Origin of the sequence: Streptomyces sp. NPDC058086 (assembly GCF_042885015.1) — a bacterium.
In the GTDB taxonomy this organism is placed as follows: Bacteria; Actinomycetota; Actinomycetes; order Streptomycetales; family Streptomycetaceae; genus Streptomyces.
Window position 1 is genome coordinate 1 of record NZ_JBHVST010000001.1, and the last position, 25,031, is coordinate 25,031.

At 71.4% G+C, this 25,031-nt stretch carries 23 protein-coding genes; 12 read left to right on the plus strand and 11 right to left on the minus strand.

The features are described from left to right. Positions 1-213: 213 nt before the first annotated feature. The gene (locus tag ACFVWD_RS00005; RefSeq protein WP_389592910.1) at positions 214-900 is read right to left on the minus strand and encodes a DUF4232 domain-containing protein; all 687 of its coding nucleotides are present in this window, start codon (positions 898-900) and stop codon (positions 214-216) included. A 229-nt stretch (positions 901-1,129) separates the two neighbouring features. Continuing rightward, positions 1,130-1,909 carry a DUF3050 domain-containing protein gene (locus ACFVWD_RS00010; protein WP_389592912.1) on the minus strand — a complete coding sequence of 260 codons (780 nt, stop codon included), beginning with the start codon at positions 1,907-1,909 and terminating at the stop codon, positions 1,130-1,132. Between the two features lie 245 nt (positions 1,910-2,154). Here ACFVWD_RS00010 and ACFVWD_RS00015 point away from each other — a divergent pair, with 245 nt between their 5' ends. The 6 genes from ACFVWD_RS00015 (at position 2,155) to ACFVWD_RS00040 (ending at position 10,194) form a co-directional block, all read left to right on the plus strand. Next, complete coding sequence (locus ACFVWD_RS00015) at positions 2,155-2,742, plus strand: hypothetical protein (RefSeq protein ID WP_099946583.1); 588 nt, start codon at positions 2,155-2,157, stop codon at positions 2,740-2,742. Between the two features lie 30 nt (positions 2,743-2,772). Then, entirely contained in the window at positions 2,773-4,971 is a 2,199-nt protein-coding gene (gene pabB, locus ACFVWD_RS00020; protein WP_389592913.1) for an aminodeoxychorismate synthase component I, read from the plus strand. 2 nt (positions 4,972-4,973) lie between these two features. Beyond that, positions 4,974-6,539 carry an AMP-binding protein gene (locus ACFVWD_RS00025; RefSeq protein WP_389593229.1) on the plus strand — a complete coding sequence of 522 codons (1,566 nt, stop codon included), beginning with the start codon at positions 4,974-4,976 and terminating at the stop codon, positions 6,537-6,539. A gap of 62 nt (positions 6,540-6,601) precedes the next feature. Continuing rightward, positions 6,602-8,173 (plus strand): class I adenylate-forming enzyme family protein, encoded by a 1,572-nt coding sequence (locus tag ACFVWD_RS00030; protein ID WP_389592915.1) that lies wholly within the window; start codon positions 6,602-6,604, stop codon positions 8,171-8,173. Further along, positions 8,170-9,369 (plus strand): FAD-dependent monooxygenase, encoded by a 1,200-nt coding sequence (locus tag ACFVWD_RS00035; RefSeq protein WP_389592917.1) that lies wholly within the window; start codon positions 8,170-8,172, stop codon positions 9,367-9,369. Before ACFVWD_RS00030 ends, ACFVWD_RS00035 begins: the two co-directional genes overlap by 4 nt. An 18-nt stretch (positions 9,370-9,387) precedes the next feature. Next, positions 9,388-10,194: an aminotransferase class IV gene (locus tag ACFVWD_RS00040; RefSeq protein WP_389592919.1), complete on the plus strand. Its 807-nt coding sequence runs from the start codon at positions 9,388-9,390 to the stop codon at positions 10,192-10,194. A gap of 115 nt (positions 10,195-10,309) precedes the next feature. Here ACFVWD_RS00040 and ACFVWD_RS00045 read toward each other — a convergent pair whose 3' ends face one another. Further along, positions 10,310-10,801, minus strand: coding sequence for a carboxymuconolactone decarboxylase family protein (locus ACFVWD_RS00045; protein WP_099942972.1), 492 nt, complete (start codon positions 10,799-10,801; stop codon positions 10,310-10,312). Continuing rightward, positions 10,791-12,329 carry a PLP-dependent aminotransferase family protein gene (locus ACFVWD_RS00050; protein WP_389592921.1) on the minus strand — a complete coding sequence of 513 codons (1,539 nt, stop codon included), beginning with the start codon at positions 12,327-12,329 and terminating at the stop codon, positions 10,791-10,793. Before ACFVWD_RS00050 ends, ACFVWD_RS00045 begins: the two co-directional genes overlap by 11 nt. 47 nt (positions 12,330-12,376) lie before the next feature. Between ACFVWD_RS00050 and ACFVWD_RS00055 the strand changes: the two genes are divergently transcribed. Genes ACFVWD_RS00055 through ACFVWD_RS00065 form a run of 3 tightly spaced genes read left to right on the plus strand, consistent with a single transcriptional unit; the run spans position 12,377 to position 14,090 of the window. Beyond that, a complete protein-coding gene (locus tag ACFVWD_RS00055; protein ID WP_389592922.1) occupies positions 12,377-12,916 on the plus strand; it encodes a carboxymuconolactone decarboxylase family protein in 540 nt (179 codons plus the stop codon). Next, entirely contained in the window at positions 12,913-13,380 is a 468-nt protein-coding gene (locus ACFVWD_RS00060) for a carboxymuconolactone decarboxylase family protein (protein WP_389592924.1), read from the plus strand. Before ACFVWD_RS00055 ends, ACFVWD_RS00060 begins: the two co-directional genes overlap by 4 nt. After that, complete coding sequence (locus ACFVWD_RS00065) at positions 13,377-14,090, plus strand: isocitrate lyase/phosphoenolpyruvate mutase family protein (protein WP_389592926.1); 714 nt, start codon at positions 13,377-13,379, stop codon at positions 14,088-14,090. Before ACFVWD_RS00060 ends, ACFVWD_RS00065 begins: the two co-directional genes overlap by 4 nt. Positions 14,091-14,096: 6 nt before the next feature. Here ACFVWD_RS00065 and ACFVWD_RS00070 read toward each other — a convergent pair whose 3' ends face one another. The 5 genes from ACFVWD_RS00070 to ACFVWD_RS00090 are packed head-to-tail and all read right to left on the minus strand — an operon-like array spanning position 14,097 to position 21,224. Then, complete coding sequence (locus ACFVWD_RS00070; protein WP_389592927.1) at positions 14,097-15,053, minus strand: ABC transporter substrate-binding protein; 957 nt, start codon at positions 15,051-15,053, stop codon at positions 14,097-14,099. Between the two features lies 1 nt (position 15,054). Beyond that, positions 15,055-17,013 (minus strand): ABC transporter permease, encoded by a 1,959-nt coding sequence (locus tag ACFVWD_RS00075; protein WP_389592929.1) that lies wholly within the window; start codon positions 17,011-17,013, stop codon positions 15,055-15,057. Then, the gene (locus ACFVWD_RS00080; protein WP_389592931.1) at positions 17,013-18,086 is read right to left on the minus strand and encodes a glycine betaine/L-proline ABC transporter ATP-binding protein; all 1,074 of its coding nucleotides are present in this window, start codon (positions 18,084-18,086) and stop codon (positions 17,013-17,015) included. The genes ACFVWD_RS00075 and ACFVWD_RS00080 overlap by 1 nt, the downstream gene beginning before the upstream one ends. Next, positions 18,086-19,633: a GMC family oxidoreductase gene (locus ACFVWD_RS00085; RefSeq protein WP_389592933.1), complete on the minus strand. Its 1,548-nt coding sequence runs from the start codon at positions 19,631-19,633 to the stop codon at positions 18,086-18,088. Before ACFVWD_RS00085 ends, ACFVWD_RS00080 begins: the two co-directional genes overlap by 1 nt. Before the next feature lie 52 nt (positions 19,634-19,685). Next, entirely contained in the window at positions 19,686-21,224 is a 1,539-nt protein-coding gene (locus tag ACFVWD_RS00090; protein ID WP_389592935.1) for an aldehyde dehydrogenase family protein, read from the minus strand. 206 nt (positions 21,225-21,430) lie between these two features. Between ACFVWD_RS00090 and ACFVWD_RS00095 the strand changes: the two genes are divergently transcribed. Continuing rightward, positions 21,431-21,589, plus strand: coding sequence for a hypothetical protein (locus tag ACFVWD_RS00095; protein WP_389592937.1), 159 nt, complete (start codon positions 21,431-21,433; stop codon positions 21,587-21,589). A gap of 175 nt (positions 21,590-21,764) precedes the next feature. Here ACFVWD_RS00095 and ACFVWD_RS00100 read toward each other — a convergent pair whose 3' ends face one another. After that, positions 21,765-22,592 (minus strand): ZIP family metal transporter, encoded by an 828-nt coding sequence (locus ACFVWD_RS00100; RefSeq protein ID WP_389592939.1) that lies wholly within the window; start codon positions 22,590-22,592, stop codon positions 21,765-21,767. A 287-nt stretch (positions 22,593-22,879) separates the two neighbouring features. Between ACFVWD_RS00100 and ACFVWD_RS00105 the strand changes: the two genes are divergently transcribed. After that, entirely contained in the window at positions 22,880-23,209 is a 330-nt protein-coding gene (locus tag ACFVWD_RS00105; protein WP_389592940.1) for a hypothetical protein, read from the plus strand. Positions 23,210-23,551: 342 nt separating this feature from the next. Next, entirely contained in the window at positions 23,552-24,031 is a 480-nt protein-coding gene (locus ACFVWD_RS00110) for a hypothetical protein (RefSeq protein ID WP_389592942.1), read from the plus strand. On the opposite strand, the gene ACFVWD_RS00115 is transcribed toward ACFVWD_RS00110, so the two are convergent. After that, entirely contained in the window at positions 24,028-24,957 is a 930-nt protein-coding gene (locus ACFVWD_RS00115) for a hypothetical protein (protein ID WP_389592943.1), read from the minus strand. The genes ACFVWD_RS00110 and ACFVWD_RS00115 overlap by 4 nt on opposite strands. Positions 24,958-25,031 lie beyond the last annotated feature (74 nt).

Consider the following 25,031-nt stretch of genomic DNA (forward strand, 5'->3'; position numbering starts at 1 on the left):
GCGGAGTCGAGAGCTTGGGGGAGCGTGCTCTCGGCGTGCCGGGCACAGGCCCTCGTACTGGACGTACTTGGGTCTGTGCCCGGTGCGGCGAGAGTACGTGCATGACGTCGCAGGGCAGACGGGAATGTGACGACAGGGCCTAGCGGCGCGAGGAGCTGCGCGGCCCCCGGTTCACACTGAGCCCGTCCCGGCAGCGGACGCGGAGACAGGCCGTCAGCCGCCGACGGGGCCGGTGTAGGTGCCGGGGTGGGTGGCGCCGTCCTGGAGCAGGACGCTGCCGCCGGGCCAGGCCAGGGTGGTCGAGGTGGTCTCGTTCGGCGGGGTGACGACGACCGAGGTGGCCTTGAACTCGGTGCCGCTGCCCTGGTTCCACGGCAGGAAGGTGATGGTGAACGTCGTGCTGCTGCCCGCGGCCAGGGTGACCTTCTTGGGCGTCGCGCCGCTGCGGGTCAGCGACCAGCTGCCGCCGGAGGACTTCAGGTCGACCCCGGGGAAGCCCTGGATGGTGCACGCGGCGGACGTCTTGTTCTTCAGCACCACGGCCAGCTGCTGCTGGTCGTCCGAGCTGCTGACCTTGCCGTCGCCGGCGCCGAACGAGAAGCCCAGCCCGGCGGTGTGGCAGCGGCTCGCGCCGGTGCCGCCACTGCCGCCACTGCTGCCGGTGCCGGTGCCGCCGGTGCTGGTGCCCGTACCGCCGCCGCCCGTGCTGCTGCCCGCGCCCTTGGTGGCATCCGCGTTCTGGGCCGGGGTGCCGCCGGCCGCAGTGGCCGAGGACGAGGACGTCGGTGTGGACGACTGGTCGCCCGAGGCGTCGTTGCCGCTGCCGTTCCCGCAGGCGGTGAGCGTCAGGGCCAGCGCGGACGTGGCGGCGAGTGCGGTGGCGGCGTGGAACAGGCGCATGGTGGTTCTTCTCCGTTGCATGAGGGGCGCTGACGGGCGCCGTGATGATCACCACAGTACGGGGAGATCATCAACAGCCCTGTAACAGAGGCGTCTTGACCTGGCGTCAGCCATTCAGAAGGCTCTCGGGGCACTCGCCAGGTTCCGGGGACCGCGTGCGACCGCCGACGCCCCCGCCCCTCCACCTGCGCCCCCGCCCCCGGTCGGGGGACCACCGTTGTCCGGGACCTCAGGCCATCGCCTCCACGATCCCGTCCCACAACCGGACCCTCGCCTCAAGGGCCAGCGTCGCCGTCTCGACCGCCTCCTGCCAGCGCGTGTCGTCCGTGCCGCAGAGGTCGGCCACCATCTGCATGGCCATGGGGGTGTGTTCCTCGCCGTCGACCTCGATATGTCGGGCCAGGTAGTCACAGAAGAGCGGGAAGCGGTCGGTGCCCTCCTTCTTGATGACCTGGTCGAACATGTCGGGGATGAGGTCCTCCCGGGAGAAGGCGAACGCGGCCGCCCGGCAGTGCAGGGGCCGGTCCGAGATGACCTCGAAGGTGGTGCGGACGAACTCGGCGGCGGGGCCGGGGACTTGGGCGACCCGGAGTGCCGAGGGCACGTCGTGGCCCTCGGCGATCAGAGCGAGGAAGGTGTCGATCCTGGTCGCGTCGGCGTCCGCCTCGGTCATGCCCGCGCGGTACAGCTCGAAGTGACTGGTGAAGCCGCCGTTCAGTTCGTCGCTCTCCTCGACCAGGACGATGTCGTTGATCAGGCGCCGGCCGACCTCCGTGCCGCGCGGCACCCAGGGGACGTCGACGCAGGTCAGTTCGCGTTGAAGGGACTTCAGGAGCGACATGAAGTCCCATACCGCGAACACATGGTGCGCCATGAACGTCGCCATGTCCTCCCGGCTGCTTATCCGCTGGTAAATCGGGTGGGTGGTGACCTCTTTCCGAGCGGGTTCGATCACGGAACGCGCCCGTTCGATTCCCTCGTGGTTCATATTCCAGTCGTACCTGGACATGGGATCTCCTTCTTGGGGACAGATGGGGGCAGATGAGGGGGCCGACTTTGCGGCGGATGGCGATCGTGCAGCTTTATCGACGGACCCCGCAAGCACTTTCGGAAATTACGGGGGAGTTACCAGGCGTATCGATCGACAGAAGATGTCAAGATAACCGAAAGGTAAACAAAAGGTCACGATCCGGACACTCGAAAAACTTCGTTGAAGATTTGAACGCGCTGTATGCGCTTTCCGTACTCGGTAGCGTGACCAGGAATCCCGTAACCGTCACCGTGGCGTATCACGTGATCCCGGGCCGCGAGACCGACTTCCACTCCTGGGGGTGGGCCGTGCTGCGGGCGAGCTCGCGCGAACCGGGCTTCCTGGGGGGTGGTGTACTTGCCGACGGAGAGGCGGAGTGGCATGTGGTCTACCGCTTCGACAGCGAGGGGTCGGCCCTGGCCTGGGAAGACTCGATCATCCGGGCGCAATGGGCCACCCGGGCGGACCCGTTCGCCCGGGAGACGGGCCGGCGGAGCGTGCGGGGCTCCAAGAGCTGGTTCGACGCCCAGACCGGCGCGCCGAAACCGCCGGCCGCACCGCTCCCACCCGCGAAATGGAAGCTTTGGTTCGTGAATATGAGCGCGGTCTTCCCACCGGTTCTCTTATTCAATCTGCTCGTGATTCCGTATCTCGGCGGTCTCAACCCACTGATCCGTACGCTGCTGCTGTGTCTGTGTGTGACGGCCCTCGTCACCTGGATTCTCATGCCGCGACTTCAGCGATTCTTCAAGAAATGGCTGTACCCACCGCTCCAGGCGCTCCGCGGACGTCACAAAAGACGGACCGCGTAGGCCCGAGAACGATCAAAGGGAGGTGGGCGGGTGAAGACCCTGCTCATCGACAATTACGACTCGTACACGTACAACCTGTTCCAGCTGATCGCCGAGGTCAACGGCGAGGAGCCGGTGGTGATCCTCAACGACGCCGCCCCCGACGGAACAGGCGGAAGAATTCCGGATCTCTCGGAATTCGACAATGTGGTGGTGTCGCCCGGACCGGGGCACCCGGCCGAATCCCGTGACTTCGGGATCAGCGCCAGAGTGCTCGCGGAGTCCACGATCCCGGTGCTCGGTGTCTGCCTGGGCCACCAGGGCATCGCGCTCGGGGAGCGGGGCCGGGTACTGCCCGCCCCGGAGCCCCGGCACGGGCATCTGTCGAGAATCCGGCACGACGAGCGGGACCTGTTCCAGGGGCTGCCTCAGCACTTCGCCGCGATCCGCTACCACTCGCTGTCCGTGCGCGAGCCGCTGCCCGAGACGCTGGAAGCCACGGCCTGGTCCGAGGACGGCGTCCTGATGGGACTGCGGCACCGCACCCGGCCACTGTGGGGCGTGCAGTTCCACCCGGAGTCCGTCCTCACCGAGTACGGCCACCGGATGCTCGTGAACTTCCGCAACCTCACCGCGCAACGCGCCCGCAAGACCCGTACGAAGAACACCGCGGTCACCCCGTCCGCGGCGGCCATCCCCGCCCCGGCCGCGCCCTCCCGCCCCACGCGGACCGTCCGCCCCGCCCACCGGCTGCACACCCGCCGCATCGCCACCGCCATCGACGCGGAGGCCGCCTTCACCCGGATGTACGCCACCTCCCCGCGGGCGTTCTGGCTGGACAGCGCGCGGGTCGAGGAGGGGCGGTCGCGGTTCTCGTTCTTCGGTGACGGCTCCGGGCCGCTGTCGGAGTTCGTCCGGTACGACGTCACGACCGGCCGCTGCGAGATCGAGCGGGCCGGACGGCCGCCGCGCAAGGTCCGGGCGAGCGTCTTCGACTACCTCAAGCGGCAGTTGGCGAACCGGCGCGTGGACGCCACCGGGCTGCCCTTCGACTTCACCGGCGGATACGTCGGCTACTTCGGGTACGAGACCAAGGCCGACTGCGGCTCCCCGAACCGCCACCGGGCCGAAACCCCCGACGCCTGCTGGCTGTTCGCCGACCGGCTGATCGCGGTGGACCACCAGGAGGGCTTCACCTACGCCGTCTGTGTGGCCGAGGACACCCCCCAGGCCACCCGGGAGGCCACCGACTGGCTCGACGGCGCACTCGCCCAGCTCACCTTCGTCGGCGCCGACCCGCAGCCGTTACCGCCCGCCCCCGTGTCGGCCGAGCCCGACCTCGGCGCCGCCGAGCCGTGGCTCGTCCGCGACCGCGCCACCTACCTCGCGGACATCGAGGCCTGCGCACGTGAACTGCGCGCGGGCACCAGCTACGAGATCTGTCTGACCAACGCCGCCCGGCTGCCCGCGCCGCCCGACGCGTACGACTTCTACCGGGTGCTGCGCCGCGTCAACCCGGCGCCGTACGCGGCCTTCCTGCGGTTCGGCGACCTCGACGTGGCGAGCGCCTCCCCCGAGCGCTTCCTGCGGATCACCCGCGGCGGTGTCGCCGAGGCCCGGCCCATCAAGGGCACCGCGCCCCGGGGCGACACCCCGGAGGAGGACGCGCGCCTGCGGGACGCGCTCGCCGCCGACGCCAAGACCCGCGCCGAGAACCTGATGATCGTCGACCTGCTCCGCAACGACCTGGGCCGGGTCTGCCGGACCGGGACGGTACGCGTCTCCCGGCTCATGGCCACCGAGACCTACGCCACCGTGCACCAGCTCGTCTCCACCGTCGAGGGCCGGCTGCGCCCGGACACGGAAGCGGTGGACTGCGTGCGCGCCTGCTTCCCCGGCGGCTCGATGACCGGCGCGCCGAAGCTGCGCACCATGGAGATCATCGAGACGCTGGAGACCGAGGCGCGCGGGGTGTACTCCGGGGCCCTCGGCTACCTGGGGTGCAGCGGCGGCGCCGACCTCAGCATCGTCATCCGTACCGCCGTACTCGCGGACGGGCTGATGCACCTGGGCGCGGGCGGCGCGATCGTCCTCGACTCCGATCCGGTCGCGGAGTACGACGAGATGCTGCTGAAGACGGCGGCACAGATGCGGGCCCTGCGGGAGCACCAGGAAGCCACCCCGGCAGGGGTGAGCGCCCGTCGGGCGGACACCCCCCGCCGCGCCGCCGTAGAGGAGCCCGCCCGGTGACGATCCCCACGTCCACGCCGACTCCGCAGTCGCCGACCGGCACCCACGCCGACGCCCACGCCCCGGGCAACCTCGCCACCCATCTCGCCGCGCTCGCCGAGCGGCGCGGCTGGGACGACCGGGTCGCCTTCCACCAGGGCCACCGGGCCTGGACGCACGGCGAGGTGCACGACCTCGCGGGCCGCACGGCCGGTGTGCTCCGCGGGCACGGCGTGGGTGCGGGCGACCGGGTGCTGCTCGCGCTGCCCGACGGCATCGCCTGGGTGGCGGCCTTCCTCGCCACCGCCCGGCTGGGAGCCGTCGCGGTCCTGGTCAACCCCGAACTGCCCCCGGCCGAGCACGCGTTCATGGCCGAGGACGCCAAGGCCGTGCTCTGCGTGACCGGACCGGGCCTGGAGGACCGCTTCACCGACCGCATGCGTCTCGGCGCCGACCATCTGATGGCGCTCACCGCCGACGCCGAGCCGGCCGCCGCGCACCCGGTCGACGCGCACACCCCGCTCTACGTCCAGTACACCTCCGGCACCACGGGCCGGCCCAAGGGTGTCGTGCACTGTCACGGCGACCCGAAGACGTACCACGACCTCATCGGCCGGCGGCTGCTGCGGATCACCCCGGACGACGTCACCCTGTCGGTGTCGAAGCTGTACTTCGCGTACGGCTTCGGCAACGCCTTCGTCTTCCCGCTCTTCTCCGGCTCCTCCGCCGTCCTGGTGGACCGGCGTCCGAACCCGGCCGCCGTGGACGAGCTCGTCGCCCGGCACCGGGTCACCCTGCTCTACTCCGTGCCCTCCGCGTACGCCGCCCTCGTCGCCGACCGGGGCAGCGGTCACGCGGCCTGCTTCGCCTCCGTACGCGCCGCCGTGTCGGCCGGGGAGGGCCTGCCCGAGGGGCTCGAAAAGCAGGTCGCCGATCTGCTGGGCGCGCCGGTCCTGGAGCAGATCGGCTCCACGGAGGCCGGTCACGCGTTCTGCGCCAACAGCTTCGAGCACAACCACCCGGGCACGGTCGGCCGCCCGGTCCCCGGCTTCGAGGTGGAGCTGCGCGACGAGGCCGGCGCGCCGGTGGAGGACGGCGCGGAGGGCGAACTCTGGGTACGCGGGCCGACGCTGACGCCCGGCTATCTGAACCGGCCCGAGGAGTCGGAACGCACCCTGGTCGGCGGCTGGCTGGCCACCCACGACCGGGCGCGCCGGGAGCAGGACGGCAGCTACCGGCACCTGGGACGCACCGACGACCTGGAGATGGTCGGCGGGATCACCATCTCCCCGCTGGAGGTGGAGGCCGTGCTGCGGGCCCATCCGGCGGTGAAGGAGGTCGCGGTCGCGGCCATGACCGACTGGCGCGGCTTCAGTCGGCTGCGGGCCTTCGTCGTCCCCGTCTCACCCCTGCCGCCCGGCCTCTCCGGACTGTCCGGGCCGTCCGGTCTAGAGACCGAACTCGTGGGCCTGGCGCGCGAGCACCTCGCCGCGTTCAAGGTCCCCAGAGCCATCAGCTTCGTCCCGTCCCTGCCCCGCACCTCGACCGGAAAACTCCGCCGCCACCTCGTCCGCCAGGGCGCCTGGTGACCACCGCGGCACCACGACCACAGACCACAGCCACAGACCACAGGACAGAAGGGAACGGGCACATGCGACAGCAGCAGCCCCTGCTCGCCGACCGCGGTTTCTACCTGGGCCCGATGTTCCGGCACGCGGCAGACCGCCACGGAGCCGTCTTCGTCACCCTGGACCGGCCGCTCGACGTCAGTCCCGGCCTCGGGGTCGACCTCAGCTATCCGGTGCTGGCCGAAGTGGTCGAGGAGCTCTCCGGACGGCTGTGGGAGGCCGGGGTCCGGCCCTCGGAGGAGGTGGTCGTCCACAAGACGGACAACGTCGACATCGTCCTGCTGACCTGTGCCGTCTCCCGTATCGGGGCCGTTCCGGTCCTCCTGTCCCCCGCGCTCGCCGGTCCGGTGGTGGGCCGGCTTCTCGAACGGCTCCACCAACCCTGGCTGATCACCGACAGAGCCAAGCTGGAGGGCCCGCTGGAGGACGTCGACCTCTCCGCCCTCGTACGCCGGACGCTCTGCGTGGACGACGCGCCCGGGGCCGAGCCCCTGGAGAAGTACGCCGGGGCGGACACCCCCTCTCCCGTCCGGCTGCACCCGCGCGAGCCCGCCCTGATCACCCACAGTTCGGGCACCACCGGCCTACCCAAGCTCGCCGTGCACTGCGCGAACACCATGTGGAACCGGCTCGTCCCGCAGAAGGCGATGGGCTGGCCCACCCGCGGCGAGACCGCCGCGCTGCACATGTCGTTCGTGCACTCGCGCTTCTACCATCTGCTCGGCGTCCTGCTGCACTTCGGCAGCCCGCTCGTGCTCATCACCGACCCGGACCCGGCCACGGTGGGACCGCTGCTGACCCGGCACCGCCCCGGCATCGTCGAGACCCACCCCAACACCTTCGTGCTGTGGGAGGAGCTGGCCGACGCGCCCGGAGCGCCGCTGTCCCGGGTCCGTTCGTACGGCTCCACGTTCGACGCGATCCATCCGCGCACCGTACGGCGGCTGCTGGACGCCTCGAAGCGGCGCACGCCCTGGCTGATCCAGCTGTACGGGCAGAGCGAGACGGGTCCGGTGGCCTTCCAGTGGTTCACCCGGCGCAGCGCCGCCCGCGCGGACGGGCGCCGGGTCGGGATCGGGATCCCCGGCTTCACCCGGGTCCGGGTCACGGACGACTCCGGCGGGCGGGCCAGGCCCGGCACGCCCGGCCGCATCGAGGCCCGCACCCGGGGGCGGATCCTCACCTACCTCGGCGCCCGGGAGCAGTACCTGCGCCAGCTCGACGGCGGCGGCTGGTGGCAGATGGGCGACATGGGGTACCAGGGACGGCTGGGCGGGCTGTATCTGATCGACCGTGAGATCGATCAGATCGACTCGGTGCACAGCAATCTGGAGGTCGAGGACGCGCTGATGGACCGGCTGGAAGAGCTCCGTGAGGTGGTCATCGTGCCCGGCGCGGACCGGGAACCGGTGCCGGTGGTGTGCGTACGGGGCGAACAGCCGCTGGACCCGGCGCGCTGGCGGGAGGCCACGGCCGATCTGCCGTCCCTGGCCGAGCCCCGGCAGTGGCGCTTCGAGGAGCTGCCGATGACCGCGACCTGGAAGGTGAAGCGGGTGGAGATCACCCGCATGCTGGCCGAGGGCGCGCGCACGTGAGCGGCGCCTGGGGCCATCCGGTTCTCGTGGTGGGTGCCGGGCCCGTGGGGCTGTCGGCGGCGCTCGCGCTGCGCGCGCACGGGCTGCCGGTCGTGCTCCTGGAGGCGGACCCCGAGGAGCGCGAGCGCCCGGGCAGCCGCGCCCTGTTCGTACACCGGGAGACCCTGCGGCTGCTCGACGGGATGCGCCCGGGGCTGGCCGCCGAGATCACGGCGTACGGGCGCACCTGGCACACCAGACGGACCCTGTACCGGGGCCGTGAGGTGTACGCCCGCACCTTCCCGCCGTCGTCCACGCCCGGCCTCCCGCCCTTCACCAGCCTGCGTCAGGTGGACACCGAGCGCTTCCTGCGCACCGCGTGCGAGTCGGCCGGAGTGGAGTTCGCGTGGGGGGCGCGGGTGACGGGGGTGCGCGTCGCACCGACGGAGGTCGTGCTCACCGGCGCGGACGGCCGTGTCTGGACCGGCACGTACGCCGTCGCCGCGGACGGGGCACGCTCGGCGGTCCGGGGCGAGCTGGGCATCCCGATGGAGGGGACGCGCGCGGACGGCTTCCACGTCGTCGTGGACGTCGCCGACCTGCCGGGCGCCGAGCTGCCGTTGGAGCGGGTCTTCCACTACGAGCATCCGGGGGTGGGCGGCCGCAGTGTGATGCGGGTGCCGTTCACCGGGGGCTTCCAGGTCGACCTGCAGTGCCGTGACGACGACACGCAGGAGGCGTACGGGACCGAGGAGGCCGTACGGGAATGGCTGCCCACGGTGGTGGGCGACGGGTACGCCGAGCGCGTCCTGTGGGTGTCGACGTACCGCTTCCTGCGCAAGGTCGCCGCCTCGTTCAGCGACCCGCAGCGGCGGGTGCTGCTCGTCGGCGAGGCCGCCCACCTGTTCCCGCCGTTCGGCGCGCGCGGGATGAACAGCGGGATCGCGGACGCGGCGGCGGCCGCGCGGGCGATCGCCGACGGGACGGCCGCCGCGGTCGCCGAGTTCGCCGAGGTCCGGCGGGCGGCGGCCCTGTTCAACAGCGCGGCCGCCGGCAGCGCGCTGGACCATCTGCGGCCGCACCGCCGGATCGTCCGGGTCAAGCAGCGGGCGGCGGCGGCGCTCGCACCCGTACTGCCGTGGTGCGGTTCCTGGCTGGAGCACGCGCCGTACGGGCCACGGAACGGTTCGCCCGCTGTCGCGGGCCGCAAGTACTGAGACCGAGAGGGGTACGCAGTGACACAACCGGCCATCGCGGAGGAGCTGTTGGCATGGTCGCCCGGCCGTGGGCTGACCTCAGGACCGGCCCCCGGCACGTTGCCGGGCGGGCGGCTGCTCGTCGCGGACTCGTGGCTGCTGCGCGACGGCCGGATGCGCGGCTTCGACCGGCACCGGGAACGCTTCCTGCGGGCCTGCGGCGACTGCGGCGGCCCACCGCTGGACCGGCTCGTCGCGTTCTGGCGGGACATGACCGCCGCGCTGCCGCGCACCGGGAAGTGGTTCCCCCGGGTCGAACTCGCCTCGGGCTCCATGCAGTTGCGGCTGCTGCTGCGGCATGCGCCGCCGCTCGGCACGGGCGTGCGGGTCTGGGCGGCGGGGCAGAGCGATCCACGGACCGTCCCCCGCCGCAAGGGGCCCGACCTGGACACCCTGGCCCGGGTGAGGCGGCGGGCGTCCGGGGAGGGCGCGGAGGAGGCGGTGCTGATCGCGTCCTCCGGTGTGGTGCTTGAGGCGGCCACGGCCAGCGTGCTGTGGTGGGAGGACGACACCCTGTGTTCGCCCTCGCCCCAGTTGCCCGTCCTGGCCGGAGTGACGGCCGGCCTCATCCAGGAGCGGGCCCACCGGACCGGGATCCGTGTCGCCCACCGCGAACGGACCGTGGCCGAGCTCGACGGCCGTGAGGTGTGGCTCGTGAACGCGCTGCACGGGATCCGGCCGGTGACCGCCTGGACGGCGCGGCCGATGAGCCCGGCGCCGGCCGTGCGCGCCCCGGAATGGCAGCAGTGGCTGGACGACGTCATGGAACCGCTGCCGGTCGACTGAATTCCGGAGTCGCCCGGATTCCGGACGGGATCACCGGGACAAAAGACGGGAGCACTGGGACAAAAAGCGCCGGGTCGAATTCAATTCGGCCCGGCGCTCTCCCCCGTACCCGAATTCAGCTTTTCTTCTGGGCGGGCTGATAGGCGCCCGGCACCATACGGGTCGCGATCGCGATCCGGTTGTATGCGTTGATGACGGTGGCCGCCCAGATCAGCGCCGCGATCTGGGCCTCGTCGAAGACCTCCGCCGCCGCGGCGTAGACCGCGTCCGGCACGTGTCCGTCGTGAACCAGCGTCACCGCCTCGGTCAACGCCAGTGCAGCACGCTCCCGTTCGGTGAAGAACGGGGTCTCCCGCCAGGCGTTCAGGGCGTAGATCCGCTGCTCGGTCTCACCCCCGGCACGGGCGTCCTTGGTGTGCATGTCGAGGCAGAACGCGCAGCCGTTGAGCTGCGAGGCGCGAATCCTGATCAGCTCCAGGAGTTCCGGTTCGACCTTGGCGTCCTGGGCCGCGGAAACGGCGGCGCCGTGCAGGGCGCCCATGGCACCGGACACCTCGGGGGTAATCTTCTTCAGGGCCACACGGGACAGGGCTTCACTATTGCTCATGAGGCGACTCTATTCCATGGAAAGGGCCGCCGACTCCCTCGTTGTGGAAAGTACCGTTGAAAGTGCCGGCGAAAGTGCTGTTGAAGGTTCCGTTGAAAGCACTGTCGAAAGGCAGTGCCGCGCACAATGCGTCCAGCGCCCCCGACCACCCGTGGTCCGGCGGTGTCCCGTACCCCACCACCAGCGCGTCGGTCCGCTCGGCGGGCGACTCCGGGTGGCGGTAGCGGTCGAGCCCGTGCACCGCGAGCCCCTGCCAGGCCGCCGCCCGCAGCGTCTCCTGCTCGGTGCCGGGCGGCAGGCGCAGCACCACGTGCAGGCCCGCCGCGATGCCCGTGGCCCGGACTCCGGGGGCCTGTTCGGCGAGCCGCGCCACCAGGGCGTCCCGACGGCGCCGGTAACGCAGCCGGGACGCGCGGACGTGGCGGTCGTAGGCGCCCGACGTGATGAACTCCGCCAGGGTGAGCTGGTCCAGCACCCCGCACGACCAGTCCACCCCGCCCTTCGCCGCGACCACCTCCGGGGCGAGCGACGGCGGCAGCACCAGCCAGCCCAGCCGCAGACCGGGGGCCAGGGACTTGCTGGCCGTGCCCACATGGACCACGTGGTCGGGGTCGAGGCCCTGGAGTGCGCCGACCGGCTGACGGTCGTAGCGGAACTCCCCGTCGTAGTCGTCCTCCAGGATCAGACCGCCGCCACGCCGCGCCCAGTCCACCACCTGCGCCCGCCGGTCGGGGTGCAGCGGTACGCCCATCGGGAACTGGTGGGCGGGTGTCATCAGCACCGCCCGTACGCCTCCCAGCGCATCCCCGCCCTGTGGTCCGGCCGCCAACTCCTCCGTACGCGTGCCGAGTTCGTCGAATCCGAGCGGCACCGTCCGCAGCCCGGCCCGCTCCAGCAGCCGCCAGTGGACGTCGAGCCCGTACGACTCCACGGCCAGCGAGGTCAGTCCCCGCCCGCGCAGCACCTGGCCGAGCAGCATCAGGCCGTGCACGAAGCCGGAGCAGATGACGATGTGCTCCGGGTCCGTGCGGACGCCCCGGGCACGGGCCAGATATCCGGCCAGGGCGGTGCGCAGTTCCACCCGGCCGCGCGGGTCGCCGTAGTCGAGGGCCTCGTGCGGGGCGACGGCCAGGGCGCGGCGTGAGGCCTTCAGCCAGGCCGCGCGGGGGAAGGAGGACAGGTCGGGGGTGCCGGGGACCAGGTCGTACGCCGGGCGGGTGTGGGCCGGGCGGCCGGGCGCGGAGGTGGTGGAGGGGGCCTGCACCGGGCGGCGTGCGACGCTCGTGCCCGAGCCCTGGCGGGCGGTGAGCCAGCCCTCCGCCACCAGGTCCGCGTACGCCTCCGCGACCGTGTTGCGGGCGATGCCCAGGTCGGCGGCGAGGGAGCGGGAGGAGGGCAGCCGGGTGCCGGGGGCGAGACGGCCGCTGCGGACCGCCTCGCGGAGGGCTTCCGTCAGACCTCTGCGGACACCGGGTCCGGTCGGCTCCACGTGCAGGTCGACCCCGAAAGTGGCCCAAGATTTCGCCATGTAAATGGACCATACTCCTGGGCTGCTTCGCTCGTAGGGTCGAGAACATGACGACGAACGACGCCACCACCGAGCCGACCGACACAACTGCCACGACCGCCACCACCGCCGATCACGCCCCCGAGCACAGCCCCCGCCTGCACTGGGCCAAGCACGCCCCCGAGGTCTACAAGGCCATGCTCCGGCTGGAGACGGCCGCGCAGCAGGGGCTGGAGCCGAAGCTGCGCGAGCTGGTGAAGATCCGTGCCTCGCAGCTCAACCACTGCGCGTTCTGCCTCGACATGCACACCAAGGACGCGCTGGCCGCCGGGGAGAGCGTGCAGCGGATCGTCCAGCTCAGCGCGTGGGAGGAGTCGAAGCACTTCTACACGGAGAAGGAACTCGCGGCGATCGAGCTGACCGAGGCCGTCACCGTCATCACCGACGGATTCGTACCGGACGAGGTGTACGAGAAGGCGGCACAGCACTTCGAGGAGGCCGAGCTGGCGCAGCTGATCGCCGCGATCACGGTGATCAACGCGTGGAACCGGTTCGGCGTGAGCACGCGGATGGTCCCGGGCCACTACGAGGCGGGCCAGCACCAGTGACGGAGCGCGTCGAACCCACGAGGGAGCGCACGAAGGTGCTCGACCCGGCGGTCGGGCGGGCCCTGTCCGCGTTGAGCGCCGCCGCGAAGAAGGGGCTCGGCGAGCCCGCGCTCGCCGAACTCGTCATGATCCGCGCCTCCCAGCTCAACCACTGCGCTTTCTGCCTCGACATGCACCTCGAACTGGCCCGCAAGAACGGCGAGTCCGAGGACCGCGTCCAACTCCTCAACGCCTGGGAGGAAGCGGAGGACCTCTACAACGAGCGCGAGCGGGCGGCGCTGGCGCTGACGGAGGCGGTGACCGTCCTGACGCAGGGCTTCGTGCCGGACGAGGTGTACGCGCGGGCGGCCGAGCACTTCGACGACGTCCGGCTCGCCCACCTCATCGCCCTGATCACCGCGATCAACGGCTGGAACCGGGTGATGGTGAGCCGTCGGATCCCGCCGGGGGGATACGCGCCGTGAGCGGGGTCGAGGTCTTACGGGCACTGCATCGCCATCGCCTCCCCGAGGATCCCCTCGTCCTGCCCGGCCCCTGGGACGCCGTCTCCGCGCGGGTGTGCGTGGACGCCGGGTTCCCCGCGCTCGCCACGCCCAGCGCGGGGATCGCCGCCTCGCTCGGGTACGAGGACGGGGCCACGCCCGCCGCCGAGATGTTCGCGGCGGTCGCGCGGATCGCGCGGGCCGTGGAGGTGCCGGTGTCGGCGGACGTCGAGGACGGGTACGGGCTCGCGCCGAAGGAGCTGGTGGAACGCCTGCTGGAGGCGGGGGCTGTGGGTTGCAACCTTGAGGACTCCCACGGCGGAACCCTCAAGGACCCGGTCCGGCACGCCGACTGGCTGGCCGAGGTGCGCTCCGCCGCGGGCGACCGGCTCTTCGTCAACGCCCGCGTCGACACCTTCGCCCGCGGGGACGGTGATCCGCAGCGGGCGATCGAGCGGGCCGCGCTGTACGTCGCGGCGGGCGCCGACTGCGTGTATCCGATCGGCGCCCCCGTCGGCGTACTGCCGCTGCTGCGGGCGGGGATCCAGGGTCCGATCAACGTGTTCGCGCGGCTCGACGGCCCCCGGGCCGCCGAACTCGGCGAGCTGGGGGCCACCCGGATCACCTTCGGGCCGGGCCTCCAGCGCCGTGCGACCGGGGCGCTGCGGGAGATCGCCGCGCACCTGAGGTAGCCGGGGTCACGACAGCCACGCGCGCCACGTCGACGCGTGGCTGTCGACCCACTTCTTCGCCGCGTCCTGCGGCGACAGCTTGTCGTTCGCGATCATCAGGGAGACCTCGTTCTGGTCCTCGGTGGTCCACTTGAACTTCTTCAGGAAGGCGGCCGCCTTGCCACCGCTCTTCGCGAAGTCGGCGTTCAGGTACTTCTGGAGCGGTGTGTGCGGGTAGGCGCAGGCGACCTTGGCCGCGTCGGCGTCGCAGCCCTCCTTGTACGCGGGCAGCTTCACCTCCGTCATGGGTACCTTCTTGAAGAGCCACTGGGGCGAGTACCAGTAGGTGAGGAAGGGCTTCTTCTCCTTGGCGAACTGTTTCATCTGGGTGATCTGCGCGGCCTCCGAACCGGCGAACACCACCTGGTAGTTCAGCTTCAGGTTGGTCACCAGGGCCTTGTCGTTGGTGACGTAGGAGGGTGAGCCGTCCATGAGCTGGCCCTTGCCGCCGCTCTCCGCGGTGCGCATTTGGCCGGCGTACTTGTCGAGGTTCTTCCAGTCGGTCACGTCGGGGTGCTGCTTGGCGAAGTACGTCGGGACGTACCAGCCGATGTGCCCGGTGACGCCCAGGTCCCCGCCGGGGGCGATCGTCTTCTTGTCCTCGACGTACCGCTTCTCCTGGTCGGGGTGGCCCCAGTCCTCCAGGATGGCGTCGACCCGGCCCTGGCTGAGCGCGTCCCACGCGGGGACCTCGTCGACCTGGACGGTGTCGACGCGATAGCCGAGCTCGTGCTCCAGCAGGTACTGCGCGACGGCCACGTTGGCCTGCGCGCCCACCCAGGACTGGACGGAAAGGGTCAGGCTCTTCGAGCCCCGCGCGTTCGCGAAGGGCGAGGCCTGCTTGGTCATGTCGACGGCGCCGCAACCGGTCAGCGTCAGCAGCGCGGCCGCACCGGCCATCACCGAAGTCGTACGAAGGCGCATGTCACGCTCCCTTCTTCGTGGTCCGCGCGGTCGGCTGGGTCACCCGGTCGAGCATCAGGCCGAGGCAGACGATCGCCGCGCCGGCGACGAGGCCGGTCGCCAGGTCGCCCTGCGCGAGGCCGAACACGACGTCGTAACCGAGCGCGCCACCGCCGACCAGACCGCCGATGATGACGACGGCGAGGACGAGCACGACGCCCTGGTTCACGGCGAGCAGCAGCGACTGGCGGGCCAGCGGCAACTGGACCTGGCGCAGCTGCTGGGCGCCGGTGGCGCCGAGCGAGCGGGCCGACTCCAGCGCGGCCGGGTCGACGGCGCGCAGGCCCTGGGTGGTGATGCGGACGACGGCGGGCAGCGCGTAGACGACCGCGGCGGCCACGGCGGGCGCGCGGCCCACGCCGAACAGCGCCACCACCGGGATCAGGTAGACGAACTGCGGCATCGTCTGGAAGACGTCGAGGACCGGCCGCAGCAGCCGCTCGACGCGCTCGCTGCGCGCCGCCGCGATGCCGGTCGCGAAGCCGAGCACGAGGGTCACGGCGACCGCCGCGAGGACCTGCGACAGCGTGTCCAGGGACGGCTTCCACACACCGAGCACCCCGATCGCGGCCATCGCGAGGACCGCGGTGAGGGCCGTGCGCCAGGTGCCGATCAGCCAGGCCAGGGCGGCGACGATCAGCAGGACCGACCACCAGGGCAGCCACTGGAGGCCGTCCCGGACGGGGTCCAGGACCCAGGTGGTGAAGTGGCCCGCCCAGTCGGCGGTGCCGCCGATGTAGGGGACGCCGGAGTAGAGGTGGTTGGTCATCCAGTCGACGACGCGGTTCACGGGCTCGGCGATGGAGAGGGTCCAGGAGGCGGGCCAGTCGAGGCGGCCGGTGAGGTGTCCGGCCAGCGCCACGACGAGGGCCGCGGCAGCGGCGTACACCCAGCGCAGTGCCGTCGCCCCGGAGTCCGAGCCGAGCCGCTCCCCGGCCGCTGCGGTCACCCGGTCCAGGACGACCGCGAGCAGCACGATCGGGATACCGGCGGCGAGTGCGGCGCCCACGTCGACGGAGGCCAGGGCCTGGTAGACGCGGTCGCCGAGGCCGCCCGCGCCGATCACGGAGGCGATGACCGCCATGGACAGGGCCATCATGATCGTCTGGTTGAGGCCGAGGAGGAGTTCCTTGCGGGCCAGCGGGAGGCGGGCGGTCAGCAGGCGCTGGCGGGCGGTGGCGCCGAGCGAGGTGACGGCCTCCATCACCCCGGCGTCGGCGTCACGCAGGCCGAGCGCGGTGAGGCGGGCCATGGGCGGGGCGGCGTACACGACGGTGGCGAGGACGGCGGCCGGGACGCCGATGCCGAAGACGAGGACGACGGGGAGGAGGTACGCGAACGCCGGGAGCACCTGCATGGTGTCGAGGACGGGGCGCAGCGCGCGGTAGGTGCGGTCGGAGAGCCCGGCGGCGAGGCCGAGCACCGCGCCCAGCAGGACGGACGCGAGGACGGCGACCACCATGAGCGCGAGGGTCTGCATGGTCGGCACCCACATGCCGAGCAGTCCGCAGGCGAGGAACGCGGCGGCCGTGCCGAGCGCGAGCCGTACGCCCGCCGTACGCCAGGCGACGAGTGCCGCGACGGCTGTCACACCGGCCCAGCCCGCCGCGAGCAGCACCACGTAGACGGCGCGCACGGAGAGGACGACGGCGCTGCTGACGTACCCGAAGAAGTACAGGAACAGGGGGTGGCTGTCCCGGTTGTCGATGATCCACTCGCTGGCTCGGCCGAGGGGTGCGGAGAGGTCGACGGTGAGGGCGCCCGGCCAGGTGCCGCTCGCCCAGTGGGAGTCGAGGACCGGGACGATCACGGCCGCCGCGACGGCCAGCAGCAGCAGCTTGCCGACGGCCCGGTGTCTGCCGAGGTTCTTGAGCAGCGCGGCGACGCCGGAGTGACCGACGGTCGCGGTGACGGTGGCCATCAGGCGGCCTCCCCACGGGGGCCGTCCGGCGCCCCGGCGGCGGGCCGGTCCGCGCCTGCCACCACGCCGAGCAGCGCCGCCGGGTCCACGACGCCGACGCAGCGTCCCTGGTCCATCACGCGGGCGGGGTCGCCCGAGCGGGCCACCGCCTCGATGGCCTCGGAGACGGTCGCGTCGGGAGCGAGCGCCGGGCCCCGGGCGGCCTCCGCGGCGGACGCGGCCCGCATGGCCGTACGGACGGTCATGACCTGTTCGCGCGGTACGTCCCGGACGAACTCGCGGACGTAGTCGTCGGCGGGCGAGCCGACGATCTCCTCGGGGGTGCCGAGCTGGACGACACGGCCGTCGCGCATGAGCGCGATGCGGTCGCCGAGGCGCAGCGCCTCGCCCAGGTCGTGGGTGATGAAGACCATCGTGCGGCCCTCGTCGTGGTGCAGCCGGATGACCTCCTCCTGCATGTCGCGCCGGATCAGCGGGTCGAGCGCGCTGAACGGCTCGTCGAAGAGCAGGACTTCGGGGTCGACGGCGAGCGCGCGGGCGAGGCCGACGCGCTGCTGCTGGCCGCCGGACAGCTGGCCGGGCCTGCGCTGTTCCATGCCCTCCAGGCCGACCTTGGCGACGACCTCGGCGGCTCGCTTCCGGCGCTCGGCCTTGCCGACACCCTGGATCTCCAGGCCGTACGCCACGTTGTCGAGCACCGAGCGGTGCGGGAGCAGGCCGAAGTGCTGGAAGACCATCGCGGCGCGGTGGCGGCGCAGTTCCCGCAGCCGGTTCTTGTCCATGGCGCGTACGTCCTCGCCGTCCATGACGATCCCGCCCGCGGTCGGCTCGATCAGCCGGGTGAGACAGCGGACCAGCGTGGACTTGCCGGAGCCGGACAGGCCCATGACGACGAATACCTCGCCCTTGCGGACGTCGAAGCTCACGTCCCGGACGGCGGCCGTGCAGCCGGTGCGGGAGCGGAGTTCGGCGGGGGTGAGGGCGGCGAGCTCGGGGTCGGTGGGGACGCGCTCGGCCTTCGGCCCGAACACCTTCCACAGGCCGTCGACGGAGAAGACGGATTCAGTACTCATCACGCACCGCCCCCGATCAGCTCGGCGCATTTCTCCCCGACCATGAGCACTCCGATCATCGGGTTCACGGCGGGCATCGTCGGGAACACGGACGCGTCGGCGATCCGCAGACCGTCGAGGCCGCGCACCCTCAACTCGGGGTCGACCACGGCCAGTTGATCATCAATGGCGCCCATCCGGCAGGTGCCCGCCGGATGGTAGACGGTGTGCGCGACCTGACGGGCGTACGCGCTCAGCTCCTCGTCGTCGGTGACCTCGGGCCCGGGGCACACCTCGCGCTTGAGCCAGCCGGCGAGCGGCTCGGTGCGGGCGATGCGGCGGGCGATGCGGATGCCGTCGACGAGGGTGCGGCCGTCGTAGTCGTCCTCGTCCGTGAAGTAGCGGAAGTCGAGGGCGGGCTTGACCGATGGATCGGCGCTGGTCAGGTAGAGCCGGCCGCGGCTGCGCGGTTTGGGGATGTTGGGGGTCATGGAGACGCCGTGCGCCGGGCGTTCGTAGCCCAGCTGCTCCGGGTTGTCCGTGAAGGGGATCTGGTAGAAGTGGAACATCAGGTCGGGGCCCGCCTGTTCGGGGTCGCGGCGCACGAACAGGCCCGCGTCGGAGTCCATCGCCGAGTTCTCCGGGATCGGTCCGTTGGTCTCCCAGACGATGACCGACTCGGGGTGGTCGAGCAGGTTCTCGCCGACGCCGGGCAAGTCGTGGGCGACGGGTATGCCGAGCTCCGCCAGGTCGTGGGCGGGTCCGATCCCGGAGTGCAGCAGCAGCCGCGGCGAGTCGACCGCGCCCGCGCACAGCAGGACCTCGCGCCGGGCCCGTACGAGGCTCTCCGTGCCGTCCTTGGCGCGTACGTGCACGCCCGTGGCGCGCGTCCCCTCCAGCTCCAGCCGGTATGCCCAGGTCTCCAGCAGCAGCGTGAGGTTGGGCCGTTCGTCCATCACCGGGTGGAGATACGCGACCGACGCGCTGGAGCGCTTGTTGTTCTCGGGGTGGTAGGCGAGGTCGAAGAAGCCGGTGCCCTCGGTGAACGGCTTCTTGTTGAAGCCCTCGACGCGGGGCACGCCCAGCGCGCCCTGGGCGGCCTCGACGAAGTCGCGGGCGACGGCGTTGCGGTCCTTCTCGTCGACCGGGACGATGTTGTTGAGGAGCCGCGCGAAGTACGCCTCCATCGGCACCGCGCCCCAGCCCTTGGCGCCCGCCGTCTCCCACTCGTCCCAGTCGGACGGCAGCGGCTTGAACGCGATCAGCGTGTTGTGGGACGAACAGCCGCCGAGGACGCGGGCCCGGCTGTGCCGGATGTGCGAGTTGCCGCGCGGCTGCACGGTCGTCGGGTAGTCGTAGTCCAGTTCGCCGCCGAGCAGGCCCGTCCAGCGGCGCAGGGTGAGGACGTCCTCACGGCCGACGTCACTGGGACCGCCCTCGATGACGGCGACCGTGACGTCGGCGTTCTCGGTGAGACGGGAGGCGATGACGGAGCCTGCCGTGCCGCCGCCGATGACGACGTAGTCGTACGTGTTCTCGGACGCGTTCTCGTGCGTGCTTTCGTGCATGGGGGTGCTCCAGGGTGCAAGGGCCAAGTGCTGTGTGGGTGGCGGGGTTACGTCACTGGGGTCGCCCCGCGAACCAGCGGACCGGCTTCGGCGCCAGGTTCTGGTAGACGTGCTTGGTCTCGCGGTACTCGGCGAGGCCCGCCGGGCCCAGTTCGCGCCCCACGCCGCTCTTCCCGAAGCCGCCCCACTCCGCCTGCGGGAGGTAGGGGTGGAAGTCGTTGATCCAGACGGTGCCGTGCCGCAGCCGTCCCGCGACGCGGCGGGCGCGGCCCGCGTCGGTGGTCCAGACGGCGCCCGCGAGCCCGTACTCGGTGTCGTTGGCGAGCGCGACGGCCTCGTCCTCGGTACGGAAGGTCTCCACGGTCAGGACGGGCCCGAAGACCTCCTCGCGGACCACCTTCATCTCCCGGTGGCACTGGTCGAGGACGGTCGGCTCGTAGAAGTACCCGGTGGCGGGCCGTTCGGCGGACGGCTCGGGGCGCCGGCCGCCCGCCCGCAGCACCGCGCCCTCCGCGAGCGCGGAGGCGACGTACGCCTCGGTCTTCTCGCGCTGCCCCTCCGACACGAGGGGGCCGCACTCGACGCCGTCCTCGGTGCCGCGGCCGAGCCTGATCCTGCTTGCCCTGCGGGCGAGTTCGGCGACGAAGCGCTCGCGCACGGACTCCTCGACGATGAGCCGGGATCCGGCCGAGCAGACCTGGCCGCTGTGGATGAAGGCGGCGTTGAGTGCCTGGTCGACGGCGGTGTCGAAGTCCTCGTCCGTGGCGCAGGCGTCGGCGAAGACGACGTTGGGGTTCTTGCCGCCGAGCTCCAGGGCGACCTTCTTGACGCTCTCCGCGGCGGCCCGCGCCACCTTCGTGCCGCTGACCAGGCCGCCGGTGAAGGAGACGAGGTCGACGTCGGGGTGCTCGGCCAGGCGGGCGCCCACCGTGTGCCCCGGGCCGGTCACGAGGTTGGCCACCCCGGCGGGGAGTCCGGCCTCGGTGAGCAGCCGTATCAGCGCGATCGTCGTCAGCGGGGTGATCTCGCTCGGCTTGACCACGAAGGCGTTCCCGGCCGCGAGGGCGGGCGCGATCTTCCAACTGGCCTGCAGAAGCGGATAGTTCCAGGGCGTGATCAGCGCACAGACGCCGACGGGCTCGTGCACGACGACGCTGTGGATGTCGTCGGACCCGGCGTCGACGACCCGGCCGCCACCCTCCCCCACGACGAGGTCGGCGAAGTACCGGAAGGCGTCCGCGACACAGTCGATGTCGACCCGTCCCTCTTCGAGGGTCTTGCCCGCGTCGCGGCTCTCCAGGAGTCCCAGCTCCTCGCGGTCGCGGACGAGGAGGTCGGCGACACGGCGCAGCAGCGCGGCGCGCTCGGCGACGGGGGTGCGGGGCCACTCCCCCGTGTCGAAGGCGAGGCGGGCGGCGGCGACGGCCGCATCCGCGTCCCGCTCGTCACCCTCCGCGACCACGGCGAACGGCTTGGCATCCGCGGGGTCGAGGATCTCGCGGATGGCACGGGAGACGGCCCCCCGCCACTCTCCACCCACGTGAAGCGTCTGTTGTGCCTGCTGAGCCTGGTGCGCCTGGTGTCCGGCCATGGTCGGTGTTGCCTTCCGTTCCTGTTCCGTGCCCCTGCGTGTCCGTATGTGACACGCGTGTCACTCTCGGGGACCGGGAGCGCCTGCCCCTCGACCCGGAATGCATGCACAACCAGTGACCAAAAGTGCCCGGCGTCACTGAAAAATAGGCAGAAATACGAACAGAAACCGCACGACGCAGGCTGGGAGTGATCGGCACCCCGGAGATGACGGAACTCGTTGACTCCTCGCAGGGCGCGATGCAGAAGGCGAAGTCGGTCCATCTGAAACTCACGGACAAGACCGCGGACTCCGCCACCAGCAGGACCGGCCGACCCCAATGGACCTGGCTCTCGACCAGGACGGCAACTGCGCCGGTTCGATGAGGATGGTCGCGACGGGGGTCACCTGGACATCGTCGTGCGCGGCGGCCAGGTCTGGTTGAAGCCGGACTCGACGTTCTGGATGTCCCAGGTCCCCGGCCCGCACGGCACCGCCGCCGTGGAACTCTTCAGGAACCGCTACCCGGATCCATCTATCGGCTTGTGTCGCCGGAGCGGGTCAGGCTCCGGCCGCCGTGACGACGGCGTCCGTGGCGAAGCCGAGGAGGAGGCCCAGCAGGATGCACCAGGTGGTGAGTGTCTTCAGTCCGGTCCTGCGGGCGACGGCCAGCAACTCGATGACCACGTAGAGAATCGAACCGGCGGCGAGACCCAGGAAAGCGATCGACAGGGTGTCGTTGACCAGGTGCTGGCCGACGAGCGTGCCCAGGAAGGTGGGGCCGCCGCCGATCAGGCCGAGCCACAGGAGGGTGAGCCAGGACGGGCGTTCACCTTCCGCTGCCAGTGGGGCGACAATGCCGAAGCCTTCGGTGGCGTTGTGCAGGCCGAAACCGATGATCAGCAGGACGGCGAGGGAGAGTTCGCCCTGAGCGGCGGAGTTTCCGATGGCCAGGCCCTCGGCGAAGTTGTGCAGGCCGATACCGGTGGCGATCATCAGCGCCAGGGAGCCCGCCTGGCTGCGGACCTTCGGGGCCAGCTCCGCGGTGGCGGCGGCACCGGGTCCCGACGGGCGGTCGGCGGACGTCCGGCGGCGGCTGATCCAGCTGTCGTAATGCACGAGACCGGCCAGACCGATCGTCAGGCCCACGGCCAGGGTGCCGCCCCCGGAAGCGACCGTTCCCCACTCGTGCTTGCTCAGTGCCTCATCGACCGGCTCCCACGCGTGGGTCAGCACGTCCCACACGAGGAAGACGAGGATGCCGATGGCCACGGCGTTCAGGCCCGCCCTGAGGCGGGGGGTGGGTGTGCGAAGGCGGCCGATCGGAAGGCCGAGGTAGATGGTGAAGCCGGCGATGGCGCCGAGCAGGGTGATGTTCGCGCTGGACATGGGGACTCCGGTCTGACGTGCGGGGACGCGGAGTGAGTAAAGGTTAGATAAGCCTTGCCTAACAACCCCTGAGGCGCCATTTCACGCAAGCTTGGTGAAGTCATTACGCGGGGGCGCGGCGAGCCCGAGGGTCGCTCCCGGGCCCGGCAGTCGTCTTGGGGTGGGCGAACGCCGCACTGATCAATCCGTCGAGCGTCGTTACTCGTATAGATGGAGAGGGTGACAACTGGCCTGAGACCGGCATGAATAAGGAGTTTCACCTAAAAAATGGTCGATGTACTGACCGAGTGGCTCTGGAACACAGCGCGCTGACCACCCTGGCCGCCCTCGGCAACGGCTTGCGCCGCCGCATGTTCGAGGACTTCAGATTCGAGTCGAAGCGCGCCGCGCCCACCCTGGTGTGGCTGCGCAACTGTCCCTTTCACCCTTTGGCGGCCAAGGCTCCGGAACTGGTCTGCAGGGTCAACCAGGCTTCCCTGGCCGGGTATCTGCACGGCCTGGGAAGCGAGCGCACCGACGCCGTGCTTGCCCTGCGGTCCGACGCAGGCTGCGTCGAACTGCGCGGGAAAGACGCAGCCGGAGGCACCTCGGAGGCAGAAACCACCTGCGGGCGGTGAGTCACATCCTGCTGCGGCTCGCAGGCGTCGGCGACTCCCCGGTGCCGGCCCATTTGCCGGTGGATCCGCTGCGCCTCCCGGTTTGAACGGAGGCGAATTCGGCCGGGCTCCTGAGTGCCGCGGTCACCCGCTCGCGAGCGCACGTGGTGAATACGGTCGCATTGACGCGTGTTGATACCTAGGTAAGCCTTCCCTCATTTCTGTGGGCTCTGTTGGAGGTACCTGTGTCCGCCATGCCGTCGAAGTCGTCGGCTTCTCGCCACCCGGCGCCCGCGCTGTCCGCGGGCGGCCCGGCACGGCCGTTGAGCCTGAACGACTCCTGGTGGACGGTGGGCGCATCCTGTGCTGGCGTGTCTGGCGCTGTCGGCCTGTGCGTGGGTCTCACTCCACCTGCACGCCGACCCTGCCCTGCACACCGCGGCCCTCTTTGTGCACCTCGCCTCGCTGATCCTTGGGTTCGGCGCGGTCCTGGTCGCGGACTACTACGCGCTGCTGTGGATGTCGGGGCGCTGCGCCCTGCGCGAGACTCTGGAGAGCGCTGCACGACTGCACGTCCCGATCTGGTCGGGGCTCGTCGGCCTGGTCGTCAGTGGGGCAATGCTCCATCCCGATCTCGCCTCCGACCTCACCCGCACCAAGCTGGTTCTTGTCCTGATCCTCACCCTCAACGGGCTGCAGGCCGGTCTCCTCAGCAAGCGCATGCACGGCGAGGCGACATCCCTGGCGAGACGGACCCTGATCTGGGGAGCCGCTACGGCCCTGGTCTCTCAGATCTGCTGGTGGGGCGCCGTCGTCATCGGATTCACCAACAGTCAGCACTAGGTACCGCTCGCGCAGCTGGCGCCGGTGGGGCAGAACGAGTTCAGGGCCGTGGTGAGCGGGCCGGTCATGTCCACGCCCTCGGGACCGCTCGCGTTGATCGCGTAGAGCGTGCCGTCGGCGGCGCGGAAGCGGTGGTCGACCACGTGCGTGGCGCCCTTCTGCGGGCTGTCGTAGCGGTAGGTGACCTCCGTCCAGTCGGACCCGTTCTGCCGCTCGATGAGCCGGTACCCCGGGAGCTTCTGCGAGATCTCCTCGGCCTGGGACGACGACTCGGCCAGGGAGCTCTCCTTGACCTCGAACAGCATGAGCCTGCTGCTGCCGCCGGGGGCCGTGTACGTGACGACCGGCGCCAGCTTGCCCTGCACCTCCTCGCGCACCCAGCCGTCCGGCACGTCCACCGTGTAGCCGACCGAATCCACCGACCTGCTGTAGCCGGGCCCCGGCTCCGGGGTCGTGGGCTGCGTCGCCGGGTCGCTGGACTCGCCGGGGCCGGCGTAGGTGCCCAGACTCCCGGAGGTGTACCCGGTGTCCGGGGAAGGAACGCTCTGGGTCGCCGTGACGGTCACCGCCGGGCGCGACGGGTCCGCGCCGGTGTGCCCGGACGAGTCGCCCCTGGTCAGCGCCCACACCGCGCCTCCGACACCGCCCGCGAGGACGGCGACGGCCACGATCACCACCAGCAGTCGGCGCGAGTCCGCGGGGGCCGGCCCCCGGCCGCCGCCGGGACTCCCGCCGGGCCCGGACCACGACGGTGGCGGCAGAGGCGTCTCGGGCGGGCGCGGCGGCCCCGCCTGGGTCGCCGACGCCCACCACTGCTGCTCCGCGTCCGGCGGCACCCCGCCACCGCCGGCCCCTGCCCTGCCCTGCCCGCCCGCACCGTCGTCGTCGACCCACCGCTGGCGGTCCTCGTCCCACCGTTGCGCCACCTCGTCACCCCGTTCCCACTAGACCGATCCCGCGCCGACCGCCAGGACCTGTCGTTTGGATCAGGCCTGGGCCG